19 protein-coding genes are annotated in these 18,066 nt (G+C 68.8%); 11 read left to right on the top strand and 8 right to left on the bottom strand.

What is annotated here, in order from left to right:
• The first annotated feature begins 1 nt into the window (after window position 1).
• Window positions 2–361 (top strand): PilZ domain-containing protein, encoded by a 360-nt coding sequence (locus tag ACG10_RS15305; RefSeq protein ID WP_089168867.1) that lies wholly within the window; start codon window positions 2–4, stop codon window positions 359–361.
• Here the strand turns inward: ACG10_RS15305 and ACG10_RS15300 are convergent.
• Genes ACG10_RS15300 through ACG10_RS15275 form a run of 6 tightly spaced genes read right to left on the bottom strand, consistent with a single transcriptional unit; the run spans window position 358 to window position 7,005 of the window.
• Entirely contained in the window at window positions 358–1,689 is a 1,332-nt protein-coding gene (locus ACG10_RS15300) for a DUF58 domain-containing protein (protein WP_089168866.1), read from the bottom strand. The two genes, ACG10_RS15305 and ACG10_RS15300, sit on opposite strands and share 4 nt — an antisense overlap.
• On the bottom strand, window positions 1,686–2,672 hold the full coding sequence (locus tag ACG10_RS15295; RefSeq protein ID WP_089168865.1) for an AAA family ATPase: 987 nt from the start codon (window positions 2,670–2,672) through the stop codon (window positions 1,686–1,688). The genes ACG10_RS15300 and ACG10_RS15295 overlap by 4 nt, the downstream gene beginning before the upstream one ends.
• On the bottom strand, window positions 2,669–3,826 hold the full coding sequence (locus ACG10_RS15290; protein WP_039802723.1) for a DUF4350 domain-containing protein: 1,158 nt from the start codon (window positions 3,824–3,826) through the stop codon (window positions 2,669–2,671). The genes ACG10_RS15295 and ACG10_RS15290 overlap by 4 nt, the downstream gene beginning before the upstream one ends.
• Entirely contained in the window at window positions 3,823–5,316 is a 1,494-nt protein-coding gene (locus ACG10_RS15285; protein WP_198318956.1) for a DUF4129 domain-containing protein, read from the bottom strand. The genes ACG10_RS15290 and ACG10_RS15285 overlap by 4 nt, the downstream gene beginning before the upstream one ends.
• Window positions 5,303–6,280, bottom strand: a complete 978-nt coding sequence (locus tag ACG10_RS15280; protein ID WP_089168863.1) for a stage II sporulation protein M — start codon at window positions 6,278–6,280, stop codon at window positions 5,303–5,305. The genes ACG10_RS15285 and ACG10_RS15280 overlap by 14 nt, the downstream gene beginning before the upstream one ends.
• Entirely contained in the window at window positions 6,277–7,005 is a 729-nt protein-coding gene (locus ACG10_RS15275) for an RDD family protein (RefSeq protein WP_039802727.1), read from the bottom strand. Before ACG10_RS15275 ends, ACG10_RS15280 begins: the two co-directional genes overlap by 4 nt.
• 119 nt (window positions 7,006–7,124) lie before the next feature.
• Here ACG10_RS15275 and sbcB point away from each other — a divergent pair, with 119 nt between their 5' ends.
• Complete coding sequence (gene sbcB / locus ACG10_RS15270) at window positions 7,125–8,555, top strand: exodeoxyribonuclease I (RefSeq protein ID WP_089168862.1); 1,431 nt, start codon at window positions 7,125–7,127, stop codon at window positions 8,553–8,555.
• A 76-nt stretch (window positions 8,556–8,631) separates the two neighbouring features.
• On the opposite strand, the gene mvaT is transcribed toward sbcB, so the two are convergent.
• Both mvaT and ACG10_RS23810 read right to left on the bottom strand, forming a co-directional pair.
• On the bottom strand, window positions 8,632–9,012 hold the full coding sequence (gene mvaT, locus ACG10_RS15265; RefSeq protein WP_039802732.1) for a histone-like nucleoid-structuring protein MvaT: 381 nt from the start codon (window positions 9,010–9,012) through the stop codon (window positions 8,632–8,634).
• A 55-nt stretch (window positions 9,013–9,067) separates the two neighbouring features.
• A complete protein-coding gene (locus tag ACG10_RS23810) occupies window positions 9,068–9,268 on the bottom strand; it encodes a hypothetical protein (protein ID WP_157731468.1) in 201 nt (66 codons plus the stop codon).
• Window positions 9,269–9,534: 266 nt separating this feature from the next.
• Here ACG10_RS23810 and purU point away from each other — a divergent pair, with 266 nt between their 5' ends.
• The 9 genes from purU (at window position 9,535) to pcaF (ending at window position 17,958) form a co-directional block, all read left to right on the top strand.
• Window positions 9,535–10,386 carry a formyltetrahydrofolate deformylase gene (purU, locus tag ACG10_RS15255; RefSeq protein WP_039802735.1) on the top strand — a complete coding sequence of 284 codons (852 nt, stop codon included), beginning with the start codon at window positions 9,535–9,537 and terminating at the stop codon, window positions 10,384–10,386.
• 134 nt (window positions 10,387–10,520) lie between these two features.
• A complete protein-coding gene (pcaQ, locus tag ACG10_RS15250; RefSeq protein ID WP_089168861.1) occupies window positions 10,521–11,453 on the top strand; it encodes a pca operon transcription factor PcaQ in 933 nt (310 codons plus the stop codon).
• Window positions 11,454–11,578: 125 nt separating this feature from the next.
• A complete protein-coding gene (pcaH, locus tag ACG10_RS15245; RefSeq protein WP_089168860.1) occupies window positions 11,579–12,298 on the top strand; it encodes a protocatechuate 3,4-dioxygenase subunit beta in 720 nt (239 codons plus the stop codon).
• Window positions 12,299–12,311: 13 nt separating this feature from the next.
• On the top strand, window positions 12,312–12,917 hold the full coding sequence (gene pcaG / locus ACG10_RS15240; RefSeq protein WP_089168859.1) for a protocatechuate 3,4-dioxygenase subunit alpha: 606 nt from the start codon (window positions 12,312–12,314) through the stop codon (window positions 12,915–12,917).
• A gap of 4 nt (window positions 12,918–12,921) precedes the next feature.
• Window positions 12,922–13,968, top strand: a complete 1,047-nt coding sequence (zapE, locus tag ACG10_RS15235) for a cell division protein ZapE (RefSeq protein WP_089168858.1) — start codon at window positions 12,922–12,924, stop codon at window positions 13,966–13,968.
• 114 nt (window positions 13,969–14,082) lie between these two features.
• Window positions 14,083–14,922 (top strand): IclR family transcriptional regulator, encoded by an 840-nt coding sequence (locus ACG10_RS15230; protein ID WP_039802745.1) that lies wholly within the window; start codon window positions 14,083–14,085, stop codon window positions 14,920–14,922.
• 200 nt (window positions 14,923–15,122) lie between these two features.
• Window positions 15,123–15,977, top strand: a complete 855-nt coding sequence (locus tag ACG10_RS15225; RefSeq protein ID WP_089168857.1) for a CoA transferase subunit A — start codon at window positions 15,123–15,125, stop codon at window positions 15,975–15,977.
• Window positions 15,974–16,756 carry a CoA-transferase subunit beta gene (locus tag ACG10_RS15220; RefSeq protein ID WP_089169908.1) on the top strand — a complete coding sequence of 261 codons (783 nt, stop codon included), beginning with the start codon at window positions 15,974–15,976 and terminating at the stop codon, window positions 16,754–16,756. Before ACG10_RS15225 ends, ACG10_RS15220 begins: the two co-directional genes overlap by 4 nt.
• Entirely contained in the window at window positions 16,753–17,958 is a 1,206-nt protein-coding gene (gene pcaF, locus ACG10_RS15215; protein WP_089168856.1) for a 3-oxoadipyl-CoA thiolase, read from the top strand. The genes ACG10_RS15220 and pcaF overlap by 4 nt, the downstream gene beginning before the upstream one ends.
• Window positions 17,959–18,066: the final 108 nt, after the last annotated feature.

Below are 18,066 nucleotides of genomic sequence, written 5' to 3'. Positions count from 1 at the left end.
CATGCCTATCCAGCGCCGTATCGAGCGTCATCAACTGCCTTACTATCTCAAGGTGTTCAATCGGGTCACCGACAAGCCCATGGGCTATATCGGCAACATCTCCCGGGAAGGTCTCATGCTGATCAGTCCATGGCCGATGCTGGTGCTGGCCGAGTTCGACATGCGCCTGAAGATTCCGGGGCGCGAAGGCCAGCAGCACTACATCGACTTTTCCGCCACCTGCCGCTGGACCCGCGAGGACGTGACGCCCGGCAGCTTCGACTCGGGCTTCGAGCTGGCCGATCCGCCCGTCGGCTACCTCGAACTGGTCGAGGTCCTGCGCCAGTACTTCACCTTCCATCCCAACGCCGCATCGGCTTAGAGCACGCCGGCCCGCTTCCAGGCCAGGTAGCGGCCGACCAGCTCGGGCCCCAGCTCGGCGGGGCGCACGTCGAGCAGCGGGATGCCTGCTGCCGCCAGGTGCTGGTGCAGGGCGGCGCGGGCGTTGAGGTAGTCGATCGTGCCGCAGTAGGCCAGGGCGTCCGCATGGCTTTCCACCGGCGTGTGGCTCAGCCGGTCGAGCACCTCCTCGCGCAGGCTGGCGACCAGCACCCGATGGTGGCGGGCCAGGCGGCGGACCGCTGCCGGCAGCTCGCCGTCGTCCTCGTCGCGCAGGTTGCTGAGGATCACCACCAGGGCGCGGCGGCGCTGGCGGCGCAGCAGCAGGTTCGCCGCGGCGGCGAAGTCCGCCGGGCGGCGGGTGGTCTGCAGGTCGTGGACGGTATTGAGCAGGGCGTGCAACTGGGCGTCGCCCTTGGCCGGAGCCAGATAGCGGTCCTGCTCGCCGGCGAGGGTCGCCAGCCCCACCGCGTCACCCTGGCGCAGCGCCACGTAGGCGAGCAGCAGGCAGGCGTCGAGGGCGTGGTCGAAATGGGCGAGCTCGCCGTCCCGGCTGCGCATGTGCCGGCCGCAGTCGAGCAGGAAGAGGATCTGCTGGTCGCGCTCGTCGCGGTATTCGCGGACGATGGGCGTGTGCTTGCGTGCCGTCGCCTTCCAGTCGATCTGTCGCAGGGTGTCGCCGTCGCGGAATTCGCGCAGCTGGTGGAAGGCCTGGCCGAGACCGCGGCGCGGCAGCTGGCGCATGCCGAGACGGCCGAGCCAGGTGTCCAGCGCCATCAGCCGGGCCCGGTAGAGGCGGGTGAAGTCCGGGTAGACGCGGGTCTCGCCGGGCAGCTCCAGCCGGCGCCGTCCCTGCCATAGCCCGAGCGGGCTGGGCAGGGTGAGCTCGCAGTGCCGGAAGCGGAAATGCCCGCGCTCGAGGGGGCGGATCCGGTAGCCGCACTCGCTTGCTTCGCCGGGCCGCAGCTTCAGGCGCAGCGGCAGCGGCTCGCCGCTCATGCCGGCCGGCAGGTGATCGAAGATTTCCACGGGCAGCGCCAGCCGGTAATCGTGCGCGAGGCTCAGGCGCACCTCGCTCCAGCGGCCCTGCGACAGATGGCCCGGCAGCCGGCGCTGCAGACGGGGCGAGGGGCGCCAGTGCAGCCAGGCGGCATCCAGGCCGGCGAGCAGCAGCAGGGCGGACAGCAGTCCCCACCAGAGCGCCCCGAAGGCCGGCGATTCCTCGCCGTACAGGGCGGACTGGGCGCCGAGCGGCAGGGCGGCGAGGAACAGGACCGCGAGTAGAACGAGGAGCCGGCGCGAGGGCTTCATGGCCGCGGCGCCGCGACCTGGTCGAGCAGCTGCAGCAGCACCTGGTCCACCGACAGGCCCTCGATGTCCAGCTCCGGCGCCAGGCACACCCGGTGGCGCAGCACGGCCAGGGCGCAGTCGCGGATATCGTCGGGCGTCACGAAGTCGCCGCCGCGCAGCAGGGCGCGGGCCCGGCCGCAGCGCACCAGATCGATCGACGCGCGCGGCCCGGCGCCCAGGGTCAGGCCGGCGCCGTCGCGGGTGCGGCGCACCAGGCGCACGGCGTAGTCGAGCACCTGCTCGTCGAGCGGCAGCTCGCTGGCCAGTTGCTGCAGCGCCAGCACGTCGGCGGCCTGCAGCAGGGGACGCAGCTCGGCGACCTCGAGCATGTCGGCGCGGGTCGAGCGGGCCGCCTGGCGGACCAGGGCCAGCTCGTCGGCGGCCTCCGGGTAGTCCATGCGCAGCTTGAGCATGAAGCGATCCAGTTCGGCCTCCGGCAGCGGATAGGTGCCCTCCTGCTCGATCGGGTTCTGCGTGGCCAGCACCAGGAACGGCTGCGGCACCGGCAGGGCGCGGCCCTCGAGCGTCACCTGGCGCTCCTGCATGACTTCCAGCAGGGCCGCCTGGGTCTTGGCCGGGGCGCGGTTGATCTCGTCGGCGAGCAGCAGGTGGGTGAACACCGGCCCCTTGCGCAGCTTGAACTGCTCGCTGGCGAGGTCGTACACGGCATGTCCGGTGATGTCGCTGGGCATCAGGTCGGGGGTGAACTGGATGCGCCCGAAGTCGCCGCCGAAGCAGCGGGCCAGGGCCCGCACCAGCAGGGTCTTGCCGAGTCCCGGGACGCCCTCGACGAGCACATGGCCGTTGGCGATCAGCGCGGTCAGCAGGTCGTCGATGGCCGCCTGCTGGCCGATCACCGCCTTGCGGATCTCCGCGCGCAGGGCCTGGAGCAACTGGCCGGCCTGCTGGCGGGAGAGCGTCGGGGGAGTGCTTGCATCCTTCATAGGGCGTTCCTGAGTCGTTGCAGGTCGGCGACCTGGCGGGTGAAGTCGGCGGCCGGCAGCGCCTTGCCCGGCGGCCGCATGAGCCGGCCGATGTGCCCGGCCGGCAGCCGGGCGAAGCGGGCCAGCAGCTGCCACTGCGCCTCCTCGGGCAGCTCGGCGAAGCCCGGATCGCGCTGGCCGGCGCGGCGCCGGATATCCTGCTGGAGGCCCTGCAGCAGGCAGGCCTGGCCGCAGCGGTGGAGCAGGAAGTCGGCACCGGCGCGCAGGTGTTCCTCCAGTTGTCGGCGGGCCGGGCCGGCGACCGGCAAGGGCGGGCCCTGGCGCAGGCTGGCGCGCCACACCAGGCCGCCGGCCAGCAGGGCGAGCGCCAGCAGGGCGGCGGGAAAATGGCGCAGCAGCAAGGTCGCCAGGCTGTCGCCGGCGACCCGGTAGATCAGGGTGACCTGGCTGCCCCGGCTCAGGTGCCAGAGCAGCCAGGCGTGGTCGTGGGCGCCGATTTCTCCGTTCTCCCAGATCCAGGCGTCGGTCAGCACCGTGACGCTGCCTTGGCCGTGGCGCACCTGCAGCAGATGGGTGGCCTCGCCGCTGTTGGCCCAGGCGTAGGCGCGGTGGCGGCTGTCGTAGAGGTGGAAGGCGTTGTCGAAGGCCAGATAGGCCGGCGTCCTCTCGTTCTGCACGTAGAAGCGGGCCAGCTCCGCCCGGCGCCGGTCGCCGTCCCGCGGCTCGCCGATGGCCAGGTCCGCGCTCAGATGCTGCTGGATGCCCAGCCCGTCGAGCAGCAGGTCGCCGCTGCGGCCGGTCTTCTCGTCCCACAGCCGTTCGGCGACGAACACCAGGTGCCCGCCGGCGGCAACCCAGTCGAGCACCCGTTCGGCCTGGCGTGGCGTCATGTGCTCGCGACCGCCGAGCAGCAGCAGGGTCTGGGGGCGTCCGGCGGGAGCCGCAAGGGCTTCCAGGCCGCTGGCGCGCTGCACCTCGAGGCCCTGGCGGCGCAGGAAGAGTTCGGCGGCCAGGTAGGGATTGGCGCGGGCCTGCGGTGTCGGGCCGCGTTCGACGATTTCCCGGTAGGGATGCAGCTGGCCGAGCAGCCAGGCCCCCAGCAGCGCCAGGGCCAGCCCGCTGGCTGCCAGGGCGAGGCGGCGCGCTCCGCTCATGCCGTGCCCCCGCTGCCGAACTGGCGCCGCCAGGCCGCGAGCAGTTCGTCCTTCAGTTCGGCCGGCGGCAGACGCTTGCCGTAGGCGAGGTTCTGCCAGTGCCGGGTCAGGGTTTCGGCGAGCTGCTGCAGTTCGGCCCGCTCCAGCCGGCGGACCCGGCGCAGCACCTCGCCCTCGGTGTCGGCCTCGCTCAGCGGCAGCCGGTAATCCTCGCGCAGGCGCTCGAGCAGGCCGCGGTAGAGCAGGGCCAGTGCCTGCCCGGGATCGTCGGCCCATAGCCGCTCGGCCTGCGTGGCGATGTCCGCGGGCAGTGCCGCCGGAGCGGGGCGGGGAGTCGCGTGCTCGGCTGGCGGCGGCGGGGCGCGTCGGGCGGACGGCAGGCGGCGCCCGGCGAAGGCCGCCAGCCAGTCGCGGTAGCGCCAGGCCAGCAGCACGGCTCCGGCACCGACGGCTGTCCACAGGAGGATTTCCAGCGCCTCGGCCAGCCGGCGGGTGAAAGTGGGCGGCGCAGACGGACGAATGTCGACGTCCGGCGCCTGCGCCGGATCGCCGAAGCGCCAGCGGGTGATTTCTTCGCGGCGGCTGAAGGGCGGTTGCTCGAGCAGGGCCTGGACGTCCGCGCGGGCCGCTTGGCGGCCCAGCGCCTGGGCGGGCTGCGGGGCCGGCGGCTGGGCCAGGGCCGCGTCGGGAAGCGCCAGCGCCAGGCCGGCGGCGAGCAGCAGGATGCCGGTCGTGCTGCCCAGGCGCCGGCGCAGGCGCTGGAAGGCCACTTCGAGATCCCAGGCCTCCAGGTGCACGCGGCGATTCAGATAGAGGCCGAAGCCGCAGGCGACATACAGCGGTTCCCAGACCATCAGCACCAGGGCATAGAGCCCGTTGGTCAGATGCTCCAGCCACAGCTGCTCCGGCGGCGTGCCTTCCAGCAGTTGCTGCCAGTCGAGCGCGAGGCCCGACTGCGCCGGCAGCAGCAGATAGAGGAAGGCCAGCAGGCCGAGCCAGAGGCCCAGCTCCAGATGCAGGCCGACCAGGGTCAGCCAGCCGGCGCCGCGTTTGCCGGGCCCTGTCGCGAGCACGGCGCGACGCTGCTGCAGCTCCCTGCCGGCGAGTCCCTCGAGCAGCAGCACCGGCAGATCGAAGCTGCGCGTCGGGCTGAAGCGGCGCCGGGTCAGGCTGGCCAGCCATTCCGCGCGGAGCAGACCGGGCAGGGCGCGCAGGCTCTCGCCCAGGCGCGGCGTCGCGCCGAACAGGGCGCGGGAGAGGATGAACAGCGGCAGGCGCTCGCCGAGCGGCTTCAGCCACCAGAAGATCAGCAGCACCCAGCCGGGACTCTCCCAGAGCAGCAGGCTGAGCAGGGCCAGCAGCGGCAGAGCGGGCAGCGCCCAGGCGAGCATCAGCAGGCCGGCATGGCGCTGCGCCAGCAGTACGCCGAGGTCCATGGCTTCCCAGGGGCTGCGCGGGCGGAGGACCGCGACGCTGTCAGTCAGGCGCATGGCGCGTGCGTCCGGCAAGCAGGAAGTAGGCCGCCAGCAGCCCCCAGAACAGGACGCCGGCCGCGTACTTGAGCGGCGCGCGGATGGAGGTCATGGACGACCAGTAGGCCTCGACGAAGGCGGCGACCAGCAGCAGGAGCAGTACCCCGGCGACCAGCCGCACGCTGCACGCCGCAGCCTGGCGCAGGGCCTCGCCGCGTGTCAGGCGGCCGGGGGCGAACAGCGCCCAGCCGAGCTTGAGGCCGGCGGCGCCGGAGAAGGTGATGGCGGTCAATTCGAAGGCGCCGTGGCCGATCACGAACGGCCAGAAGGTGTCGGTGTAGCCGATGCCGCTCAGGTGGCCGGCCACCGCACCGATCGACAGGCCGTTGACGAGCAGGAAGAACAGGCTGCCGAGGCCGAACAGCAGGCCGCTGGCGAAGGTCTGGAAGGCGATGCCGAAGTTGTGCATGACGTAGTAGCCGAACATCATCCAGTCGGCCGCGGAACTGCGCTCGCCGAAGCGGCCGAGGCGGCTGGCGTCGGGGTCGTACATGGCCTCCATCTGCGCCACCTGCTCGGGGGTGAGCAGGCTGTAGACCAGCTCCGGAAACAGGTAGACCAGCAGGCCCATGCCGAACAGGCTGGCGTAGAACAGCAGGCTGGCGGCCAGCACCAGGCGCCACTCCTCGCGCACCAGGCGGGGGAAGCCGCCGAGCAGGAAGCCGATGCAGCGCGCACCCAGGTGGCTGCGGTGGCGGTAGAACTGGCGGTGGCCGCGCAGCGCCAGCTGCTGCAGCTGCTCGACCAGCCGGCTGCCGTAGCCGCGCTGCTCGGCCAGCGCCAGCTGCCGGCAGAGGCGCCGGTAGGCGGCGGGGAACTGGCGGCTGTCCGGCCCGGCCTTGCCGTGCTCGAGGGTGTCGAGCTGGCGGGCGAAGGCCTGCCACTCGGCCTGGTGGCGCCGTTCGAAGGCGTTCTGCTTCATGACGGACCCATGAGTTCGCGGGCGATGCCGAGCAGCCGGGCCTCGGCCTGCGCTTCCGGCACCTGCAGCGGCCCGGCGAGGATGCCCGCCAGTTCGCGGCGGCGCCCGGTGGACAGCCCGGCCTGGCGCTCCGCGAAGGCGAGCAGGGCGCGCCGCTCGTCCGCCTGCAGGGCGAAGGGGAGCGGCTGCGCGGCGACTTCGGGCAGGGACGGGCGCGGCTGCGCTCGTTCCCGGTAGACCACCAGGGTGCCGGCGGCCAGGTCGCCCAAGCGCTTGAAGGCCGGATGGGCGAGGCAGCTGAGGATGCCCAGGCTGTAGCCGAACGGCAGCAGGTCGACGACGCGCAGCAGGTTGCGGGTCAGCGAGGCGGCCCAGCCGACCGGGGTGCCGTCGTCGTGCAGCACCTGCAGGCCGAGCAGCTGCTTGCCGGGCGAGCGGCCCTGGTTGAGCACCTCGAAGAGCACCATGTACCACCAGGTCACGAGGAAGAAGGTCAGGCTGGCCAGGCCCATGCCCAGTTCGCCGAACTGGCCGAGGAGCAGGAAGGCCAGCAGCAGGATCAGCCCGCGGACCATCAGGTCGACGGCGAAGGCCAGGGCTCGCGGCACCAGGCCCGCAGGGTGCAGCACGAGGTCGATGCCTTCGGGCGTCTCCACCAGATAGCGGGTATCCAGAGGCGGCTGCCGGGCGGTGCCGTCGGAGGGCTGGGCGGGGGAGGCGGACATCAGTCGACCGTGCTCGTGAAAGCCCGATGCTAGCCAGCCGCCGGCCGCCAGGCAACCGCCCCGGCCCGGTTCGGGGCGAATGGTAGACTGGCGCCATTCCATCGACGGGAATCTCCCCAGTGACCTCCAGCATCTTCTGGTACGACTACGAAACCACCGGCATCAATCCGCGCTGCGACCGTCCCCTGCAGGTGGCGGGAATCCGCACCGATGAAGAGCTCAACGAGATCGGCGAGCCGCTGAACCTCTACTGCCGGCCGGCCGACGACATCCTGCCGCATCCAGCGGCCTGTCTGGTCACCGGCATCACCCCGCAGCTGCTCGCCGAGCGGGGCCTGTGCGAGGCCGAGTTCGTGACCCGCCTGCACGCCGAGCTGGCCCGCCCCGGCACCTGCACGGCCGGCTACAACAGCCTGCGCTTCGACGACGAGATCAGCCGTCACGCGCTCTACCGCAACTTCTTCGATCCCTACGCCCGCGAGTGGCAGGGCGGCAACAGCCGCTGGGACCTGATCGACCTGCTGCGCACGGCCTACGCCCTGCGTCCCGAGGGCATCCACTGGCCGCAGGAGGAGGGCCGGGTCACCCTCCGCCTGGAGCGGCTCACCGCGGCCAACGGCATCGACCACGGCCAGGCCCACGACGCCCTGGCCGACGTGCGCGCGACCATCGCCCTGGCCCGGCTGCTGCGCGAGCGTCAGCCGAAGCTGTACGGCTATCTCTATCAGTTGCGCAGCAAGCAGCGGGTGCTGGATCAGATCAGGCTGCTGCATCCCCTGGTGCACGTCTCCGGGCGCTTCGCCGCCGAGCGTGGCTACCTGGCGGTGGTCCTGCCCCTGGCCTGGCATCCGTCCAACCGCAATGCCCTGATCGTCTGCGACCTGCAGGCCGACCCTGCGCCACTGCTCGATCTCGATGCGGAAGTTCTGCGCCGGCGTTTGTATACCCGTCGAGAAGATATGGCAGACAATGAATTGCCGGTCCCCCTGAAACTCGTGCATATCAATCGTTGTCCGGTATTGGCGCCCTTGTCGGTATTGCGCGAAAAAGATGTTGGGCGTTTGCAACTGGACATGGCAGAGTGCCAAAGGCGCGTGGACTTGTTGTCTGCGGCCCAGGGGGTGTGGCAGGAAAAACTGCCGCAGATTTATGTGGGCGATGAATTTTCCGCCAGCGAGGACCCGGAGCAGCAGTTGTATGGCGGATTCTTTGGTGATCGGGACCGGCGTCTTTGCGAACAAGTGCGCCGGGCCGAGCCGCAAAGTCTGGGCAGGCAAAACTGGGGGTTCGACGATGCGCGTCTCCCCGAGTTGCTGTTCCGCTATCGGGCGCGCAATTTTCAGGAAACTTTGACGGCCGCCGAAGGCGAGTGTTGGCGGGATTTCTGCCGGCGGCGTCTGAACGATGCTGCCTGGGGAGCACCCAACACACTGGAGGGTTTCAATGTGCAGCTGGAGCAACTGCTCGTCCAGGCTGACAGTGAGCATCGATCGATACTGCTGGCCTGGCGCGAATATGCACGGCAGTTGCGCGAGCGCTATGCCATGTGAGGTATTGCGCTAAATCAGTACTTATAAGGGAGCGCCGGCAGTGCCGGCGCTCCCTTGATTATCCGGCAACTTTTGCTCAGTCGAGCAGAGTGGCCCAGCCCTCGACGACATCGGCGCCGTACTGAGCTTTCCATTCCTTCAGGGTCTTGTGATTGCCCCCTTTGGTTTCGATGGTTTCATTGGTGTAGGGGTTCTTGTACTGCTTGACCTTGCGGGCGCGCTTGGCAGGCGCCGGGGCCGGCTTGGCACTGCGTGCGCCACGCGCGGACTTGGCATCCGGATCGAGCAGGGCATTGATGTCGCGCAGGGACTTTTGATATTCCCCCATCAGCTTGCGCAGTTTGCCCTCGAACTCTAGTTCTTTCTGCAGCTTGTCGTCCTGGGAGAGATTCTTCAGGCGTTCCTGAAGCTCCTTGATGGCCTCTTCGGTGGCACGGTATTCGTTGATCAGGGACATTTTACTTACCTTGAACCCCGGAGGGGTGATTAGACGAGTTCTGGGACAATGATAGTCAGGCATTGTTGGCAAGTAAATATCCAGGAGAACTTTGTTCAACTTTAGTTACGGCCTTTGTCGCCGTGCGCAGAAAGTCGCCGCGGAAATAGCCGCCGCAGGATTTATAGGCCGCTAATACTTGGGCAGAATCAGTCCTGGCACGACTCTGGCCATGACCACCGTTAATAGAATCACCGGCACAGTCGCCGTGGCGCATGTCGACAAACTCAAGTGAACGGCCGGCGGACCGCTAATAAAGGGGCTTCGAGAAGAGTTCCGTGCCGGCCTGTTTGATGTGACCCTTCAATCCACAACAGCGCGGCGATATCCCGCCTTTATCCGTCGCTGCAGTGCAATCCGGCTGTTGTGCGAAGTGGCGCGGCTGCTTGTTGGCCGATCTCCCCGGCTCGCGTGTGGGTTACTGAAGTTTTCCGGCGCTGTGGCTAGAATGACGCTTTCGCGAGTTCTGGAGTTGTTCCCATCATGCGTACATTTCGGCTGGTGATCGCCTGTCCCGACCGGGTCGGCATCGTCGCCAAGGTCAGTAATTTCCTGGCCACCTACAACGGCTGGATCACCGAGGCGAGCCACCATTCGGATACCCACAGCGGCTGGTTCTTCATGCGCCATGAAATCCGCGCGGACTCCCTGCCGTTCGATCTCGAGGAGTTCCGTCGCGCCTTCGCGCCGATCGCCCGCGAGTTCTCCATGGAGTGGCGGGTCACCGATTCCAGCCAGCTCAAGCGCGTGGTGCTGATGGCCAGCCGTGAATCGCACTGCCTGGCCGACCTGCTGCACCGCTGGCACAGCGGCGAACTGGCTTGCGAGATCCCGTGCGTGATCGCCAACCACGACGAGCTGCGCAGCATGGTCGAGTGGCACGGCATTCCTTATTACCATGTGCCGGTCGATCCGCAGAACAAGGAGCCGGCCTTCGCCGAGGTGTCCCGGCTGGTCCGCGAGCATGCCGCCGACACCGTGGTGCTGGCCCGCTACATGCAAATCCTGCCGCCGCAGCTGTGCCAGGAATTCGCCATGCAGGTCATCAACATCCACCACAGCTTCCTGCCGTCCTTCGTCGGTGCCCGGCCCTATCACCAGGCCTCGCTGCGCGGGGTGAAGCTGATCGGCGCGACCTGCCACTACGTCACCGAGGAGCTGGACGCCGGCCCGATCATCGAGCAGGACGTGGTGCGCATCACTCACCGGGACAGCGTCGAGGACCTGGTGCGCCTCGGCAAGGACGTGGAGAAGATGGTGCTGTCCCGCGGGCTGCGCTATCACCTCGAGGACCGCGTGCTGGTGCATGACAACCGCACGGTGGTGTTCGCCTGAGAAGGGTGGGGCCGGCAGGCTGACGGGCAGCCTGCCGGTCGTGCGCCGGTCGTGCGCCGGTCGGGCGCCCTGGCGGACAATTTCTCGCACAGCCGGCGGAGGCGCTCTCCGCCGGGCCGATCCCGGGGTTGCCCATGCTCGTCGACAACCGCATCAAATTCCGCCATCTGGTCAGCTTTCTCGAGGTGGCCCGCCAGCGCAGCTTCGCCAAGGCGGCCGACGCCCTGGCGGTGTCCCAGCCGGCGATGTCCAAGACCCTCAAGGAACTGGAGGAGATCCTCGACGCCCGGCTGTTCGAGCGCAGCAAGTCCGGGGTTTCCCTGACCCCGGCGGGGATCACCTTCCTGCGCTATGCCGGGCCCTGCGTGCAGGCCCTGCGCGACGGCGTCAACACCCTGCGCGGCGACAGCCAGGCCGGCGGGGTGGTGCGTGTCGGGGTGCTCTCGACGGTGGAGAGCCAGGTGGTGCCGGAGGTGGTGCTGCGCCTGCACCGGAAGCATCGGGCGCTGGTGGTCAGCGTCGCCACCGGTCTCAGCGCCTATCTGCTCGCGCAACTGCGGGTCGGCGAGCTGGACCTGGTGGTCGGGCGGATGACCGACAGCCCGGAGATCCGCGGGCTGACCTTCGAGCACCTTTATAGCGAGTCCATGGCGCTGGTGGTGCGTCCCGGGCACCCGCTGCTCGAGGCCGATCTGTCCGATCTGGCGCTGCTCGGCGACTACCCGCTGATCCTGCCGCTGGCCGGCACCACCATCCGCCAGTATGCCGAGAGCTTCTTCGTCCAGTGCGGCATTCCCCTGCCGGCGCAGCGCCTGGAAACCCTCTCGCCGGTGCTGAGCCGGCGCTATGTGCTATCCAGCGACGGGCTCTGGCTGGCGCCGCTGGATGCGGTGCGCCTGGACCTGCAGAACGGCGAGCTGGTCGAGCTGGCGCTGGGGGTGCGCGAGGCCGGCGGTTCGATCGGCTTCTGCTGGAACTCGGCGCTGCCGCTGCCGCTGGCCGCGCAGTGGTTCTGCGATGAGCTGCGCCAGGTGGCGAGAGAGCTGGGCGGAGGTGTAGATACATAACCGATAGGTTATGTATGCGGGCGTTCTTTTCAATTTTCATCCAGGCTCTCGGGGGTGACACTTTGTCTCGCGTAGCCGCCTTGCGGTTCTAGCGACTCCACAATCCCAAGAACAAGGAGCCTGAGATGTCCGAGCTCGATACCCGCCGTTTCGTCGCCCGTGACCGGAATTGGCAGCCGAAAGGCTATACCCCGGATTACAAGACCACCATCGCCCGCTCGCCGAGCCAGGCCCTGGTCAGCATCCCGCAATCCCTGTCGGAAACCACTGGCCCGGATTTCAGCCATCTGAAGATGGGCAAGTACGACAACGACCTGCTGCTCAACTTCAACCACGGCGGTCTGCCGGTCGGCGAGCGCGTCATCATGTGCGGTCGGGTGATCGACCAGTACGGCAATCCGGTTCCGCACACCCTGGTGGAAATGTGGCAGGCCAACGCCGGCGGCCGCTACCGTCACAAGAACGACAGCTACCTGGCGCCGCTGGACCCTAACTTCGGCGGGGTCGGCCGTACCCTGACCGACGCGAACGGCTACTACTACTTCCGTACCATCAAGCCGGGTCCCTACCCGTGGCGCAACGGCCCGAACGAGTGGCGCCCGTCGCACATCCACGTGTCGATCAGCGGCCCGTCGATCTCCACCAAGCTGATCACCCAGATGTACTTCGAGGGCGACCCGCTGATTCCGAAGTGCCCGATCGTCCGCACCATCGCCAACCCGGACGCCGTCGAGACCCTGATCGGCCGGCTGGACCTGAGCAGCAACGTGCCCATGGACTGCCTGGCGTACCGCTTCAACATCGTGCTGCGTGGCCAGCGCCAGACCCGTTTCGAGAACCAGTGAGAAGGAGCCGACCATGAAATACGAACTGCTGCCGGAAACCCCCTCGCAGACCGCCGGTCCCTACGTGCACATCGGCCTGGCTGGCGCTGCCGCCGGCAACCCGACCCGCGAACAGGAAGTCTGGAACGAGATGGCCAGGGATGACGCCCCGGGCGAGCACATCATCCTGATCGGCAAGGTCATCGACGGCAACGGCCACCTGGTCCGCGACTCCTACCTGGAGCTCTGGCAGGCCAACCACGAAGGCGTCTACGACACCGTCTACGACCTGGAGAAGCCCTTCAACGGCTTCGCCCGCACCGCCACCACCTTCGATGCCGGCGAGTGGACGGCGAAGACCGTCAAGCCGGGCGTGGTGAAGAACGCCGCCGGCAAGCCGATGGCACCGCACATCAGCGTGTCGCTGTTCGCCCGCGGCATCAACATCCAGCTGCAGACCCGCATCTACTTCGAGGACGAAGTCGAGGCCAATGCCGCCGATCCGGTGCTGAACCTGATCGAGCAGCCGGAGCGTCGCAAGACCCTGATCGCCAAGCGTTGCGAGGTGGACAACAAGACCGCCTACCGCTTCGACATCCGCATCCAGGGCGAAGGGGAAACGGTGTTCTTTGACTTCTGAGGTCATGCACCGGCCGGCGCCCGCGCAAGCGGTGCGCCGGCACTTCGCAGAGCGACTGGCGGCGTCGGGCTTTCAAGCCGACGCCGCGCAGTCGTTTGCGCTCGGCCAGCTGGCCGACTGGCTGGAAGAGCTGCTGGGCGGCCGGCGCAGCTGGCTGCGCCGGCCCGTCACCGGCCTCTACCTGTGGGGTGGGGTGGGGCGTGGCAAGAGCTTCGTCATGGACTGCTTCTTCCAGGCCGCGCCGCTGGCGGCCAAGCGCCGCGTGCACTTCCACGCCTTTTTGCAGGAGCTGCAGGTGCGTCTGCTGGCCCACACCGGACAACCCGATCCCCTGGCGAGGGTCGCCGGGGAGCTGGCCGGCGAGGTGCGCCTGCTCTGCTTCGACGAATTCCACGTGCACGACATCGGCGATGCCATCCTCCTCGGGCGCCTGCTCGAGGCGCTGCTGAAGGCTCAGGTGGGGGTGGTGATCACCTCCAACTATGCGCCGGCGGCGCTCTGTCCGAACCCCCTGCATCACGAGCGCTTCAAGCCGTTCATCCGCGTGCTCGAGCGGCACCTGCGCGTCGTCGAGCTGGACGGTGGCGTCGACTACCGCTCCCGCGGCGGCCGCGACTGGGGCCAGTACCACTGGCCGGAGACGCCGCACAGCCTGCAGGACTGGCGCCGCGAGCTGGGCCTGGCCGTGCCGCCGGAGCCGTTGGCGGTCAACCGGCTGAGCCTGGTGCCGCTCGGCCAGGACGCGCGCAGCCTCTGGCTGGACTTCGCCGCGCTGTTCCCGGTGCTGTCCTCGACCCGCGACTACCTGTGGCTCTGCGCGCGTTTCGAGCGCATCGCGATCAGCGGGTTGCCCTGTCTGGACCGGCATTCGCGGGACGTCCAGCAACGCTTTTTGAATTTCGTCGACATCGCCTATGACGCCGGCATCGAGCTGCTGCTGAGCAGCGAGACGAGCCTGGAGAACCTCTGTCGCGAACGGGTCCACGAGGACTTCGCGCGCACCCGCAGCCGCCTGGCCCAGCTCCGGCCGCGGGTGCTGGCGGACTTCTAGCGCGACGCCGGACGCTCGATTGTGATCGCCCGGCGGCTGGCCGATAATCGAGCATGCCGCGTTCGCCTCTTTTCGCCATTCCCTTTCCCGGGGCGAGCCAGCCAAGGAGACTTCATGAGTGAGTTGCGTCAGGCCGTGCCCACCCTCGCGCCGCCGCCCTACATTTCCCCCGCCAAGCGCATCGAGGCGCTGAGCGGCGATCCGAACTTCATGACCTCCCTGGCGCGTGGCCTGGCGGTGATCGGTGCCTTCCAGGAGCGCAAGCGCCACCTGACCATCGCCCAGATCAGCCACCGTACCGAGATCCCCCGGGCCGCCGTGCGCCGCTGCCTGCACACCCTGATGAAGCTCGGCTTCGCCACCACCGACGGGCGCACCTACTCGCTGACGCCCAAGGTGCTGACCCTCGGCCATGCCTACCTGTCCTCCACGCCGCTGGCGGTATCCGCGCAGACCTACCTCGACCGCATCAGCGAACAGCTGCACGAGGCCTGCAACCTGGCCACCCTGGAGGGCGAGGAAGTGCTCTACATCGCCCGTTCGGCGATTCCCCAGCGGCTGATCTCGGTCGATCTCAGCGTCGGCTGCCGGTTGCCGGCCTACTGCACCTCGATGGGACGCGTGCTGCTCGCCGCGCTGGACGATGTCAGCCTGCAGGAATACCTCGAGCACGCCGACCTGCTGCCCAAGACCAGCCGCACCCTGCATACCCGCGAGGCGCTCTGGGAATGCCTGCAGCAGGTCCGCCGGCAGGGCTGGTGCATCGTCGACCAGGAGCTGGAGCAGGGCCTGCGCTCGCTGGCGGTGCCGGTTCAGGACTCCTCGGGGCGGGTGCTGGCGGCGATGAACGTCAGCACCCATGCCGGGCGGGTGTCCATCGCCGAGCTGGAAAAGCGCTACCTGCCGATCATGCTGGCGGCCAGCCGCGAGCTGAGCGCCCAGCTGTTCGCCTGACCGGAGCACCCGGCCACGGGGCGTGCAGCGCTGCGCCCCGGCTGCTGCTGGCATCTCCCCGGCCGCTCGATGGCGCCATGACAAGTCGTTCGATAAACGAACGGATTGGCGATTATCGGATTGTTCCGTCCCGCTCTTGTCCGTAATTTGGCTGCAAACCACATCCGGCGCAGCCGATCCCCGACAAGAGCACGTACGAAATGGCCGAAATCCTCACCCTGCGTGAAGCGGTGCAGCGCTTCGTCAACGACGGCGACACCGTCGCCCTCGAAGGCTTCACCCACCTGATTCCCACCGCCGCCTCCCACGAGCTGATCCGCCAGGGCAAGAAGGACCTGACCCTGGTGCGCATGACCCCCGACCTGGTCTACGACCTGCTGATCGGCGCCGGTTGCGCCAGGAAGCTGATCTTCTCCTGGGGCGGCAACCCCGGCGTGGGTTCCCTGCATCGCCTGCGCGACGCGGTGGAAAAGGGCTGGCCGCAGCCGCTGGAGATCGAGGAGCACAGCCACGCCGACCTGGCCAACGCCTACGTGGCCGGTGCCTCCGGCCTGCCGTTCGCCGTGCTGCGCGCCTACGCCGGCTCCGACCTGCCGAAGGTCAACCCGCTGATCAAGAGCGTCACCTGCCCGTTCACCGGCGAGGTGCTGGCCGCGGTGCCCTCGGTGCGCCCGGACGTCACTGTGATCCACGCGCAGAAGGCCGACCGCAAGGGCAACGTGCTGATCCAGGGCATCCTCGGCGTGCAGAAGGAAGCCGCGCTGGCCGCCAAGCGCGCCATCGTCACCGTCGAGGAGATCGTCGACGACCTGAATGCGCCGATGAACGCCTGCGTGCTGCCGACCTGGGCGCTGAGCGCGGTCTGCCTAGTGCCCGGCGGCGCCCATCCGTCCTACGCCCACGGCTACTCCGAGCGCGACAACCGCTTCTACCAGGACTGGGACCCGATCGCCCGCAGCCGCGAGAGCTTCACCGCCTGGATCGACGCGTTCATTCGCGGCACTGCCGACTTTTCCGAGTTCAAGGCCAAGCTGGCCGCCCAGGAGGCCAAATAATGACTTACTCCACCAATGAAATGATGACCGTCGCCGCCGCCCGCCGCCTGGGCAACGGCAGCGTCTGCTTCGTCGGCATCGGCCTGCCGTCCAAGGCCGCCAACCTGGCGCGCCTGACCCACGCCCCCGACGTGGTGCTGATCTACGAATCCGGCCCGATCGGCGCCAAGCCCTCGGTGCTGCCGCTGTCCATCGGCGACGGCGAGCTGGCCGAGACTGCCGACACCGTGGTCCCGACCGGCGAGATCTTCCGCTACTGGCTGCAGGGCGGGCGCATCGACGTGGGCTTCCTCGGCGCCGCCCAGGTCGACAAGTACGGCAACATCAACACCACGGTGATCGGCGACTACCACAAGCCCAAGGTGCGCCTGCCCGGCGCCGGCGGCGCGCCGGAGATCGCCGGCAGCGCCAAGAAGGTGCTGATCATCCTCAAGCAGTCGCACCGCACCTTCGTCGACAAGCTGGCCTTCATCACCTCGGTCGGCCACGGCGAGGGTGGCGACCACCGCAAGCGCCTCGGCCTGCCCGGTGCCGGTCCGGTGGCGATCATCACCGACCTGTGCATCATGGAGCCGGAAGCCGGCACCCACGAGTTCATCGTCACCGCCCTGCACCCGGGCGTGACCCGCGAGCAGGTGATCGAGAACACCGGTTGGCAGATCCGCTTCGCCGACCGGGTGGCGGTCACCGAGGCGCCGACCGAGACCGAACTGGTCGCCCTGCGCGATCTGGAAGCCCGCACGGCCGCTGCCCACGGGCAGGCCGGAGGTGAGGAATGAGCCGCGACGTCTTCATCTGCGACGCCGTGCGCACGCCCATCGGCCGCTTCGGTGGCGCGCTGGCCGCGGTGCGTGCCGACGACCTGGGTGCGATTCCGCTCAAGGCCCTGCTCGAGCGCAACCCGCAGCTCGATCCTGAAGCCATCGACGATGTGTTCTACGGCTGCGCCAACCAGGCCGGCGAGGACAACCGCAACGTGGCGCGCATGTCGCTGCTGCTGGCCGGGCTGCCGCCGAGCGTGCCGGGCGTGACCCTCAACCGCCTGTGCGCCTCAGGGCTCGACGCGGTGGGCACCGCCTTCCGTGCCATCGCCAGCGGCGAGATCGAGCTGGCCATCGCCGGCGGCGTGGAGTCCATGTCCCGTGCGCCCTTCGTGATGGGCAAGGCCGACGGCGCCTGGTCGCGCAACATGAAGATCGAAGACACCACCATGGGCTGGCGCTTCGTCAACCCGCTGCTGAAAGCCCAGTACGGCGTCGAGGCCATGCCGCAGACCGCCGACAACGTGGCCGAGGACTACGGCATCTCGCGTGCCGACCAGGACGCCTTCGCCCTGCGCAGCCAGCAGCGTGCCGGTCGCGCCCAGGCCGAGGGTTTCTACGCCGAGGAAATCGTCCCGGTGGTGATCAAGGGCAAAAAGGGCGACACCGTGGTGGACAGCGACGAGCATCCGCGGCCGGACACCACCCCCGAAGCCCTGGCCAGGCTCAAGCCGGTCAACGGCGAGGGCAAGACCGTCACCGCCGGCAACGCCTCGGGCATCAACGACGGCGCTGCCGCGATGATCCTGGCTTCCGACGAGGCCGTCGCCAAGTACGGCCTCAAGCCCCGCGCCAGGGTGCTCGGCATGGCCGCCGCCGGCGTCGCCCCGCGCGTCATGGGCATCGGCCCGGTGCCGGCGGTGCGCAAGCTGTGCGAGCGCCTGAACCTGGCGGTCGCCGACTTCGACGTGATCGAGCTGAACGAAGCCTTCGCCGCCCAGGGTCTGGCCTGCCTGCGCGAGCTGGGCATCGCCGACGACGACGCACGGGTCAACCCCAACGGCGGCGCCATCGCCCTCGGCCATCCGCTGGGCATGAGCGGCGCGCGCCTGGTGCTGACCGCCCTGCACCAGCTGGAGAAATCCGGCGGCAAGAAGGGCCTCGCCACCATGTGCATCGGCGTCGGCCAGGGCCTGGCGCTGGCCATCGAGCGCGTCTGACCCTGCGCGGGGCCATCGTAGGGTGGGTAACCGCGTAGCGTTACCCACCAGGAGGCGGGTGGTGGAAAACGCTGGCGCGGTTTTCCACCCTACGAAACTGTAGGAGCG

It is taken from the genome of Azotobacter chroococcum (assembly GCF_002220155.1).
Classification (GTDB): Bacteria; Pseudomonadota; Gammaproteobacteria; order Pseudomonadales; family Pseudomonadaceae; genus Azotobacter; species Azotobacter chroococcum.
This window is presented reverse-complemented; position numbering and strand designations above follow the sequence as displayed.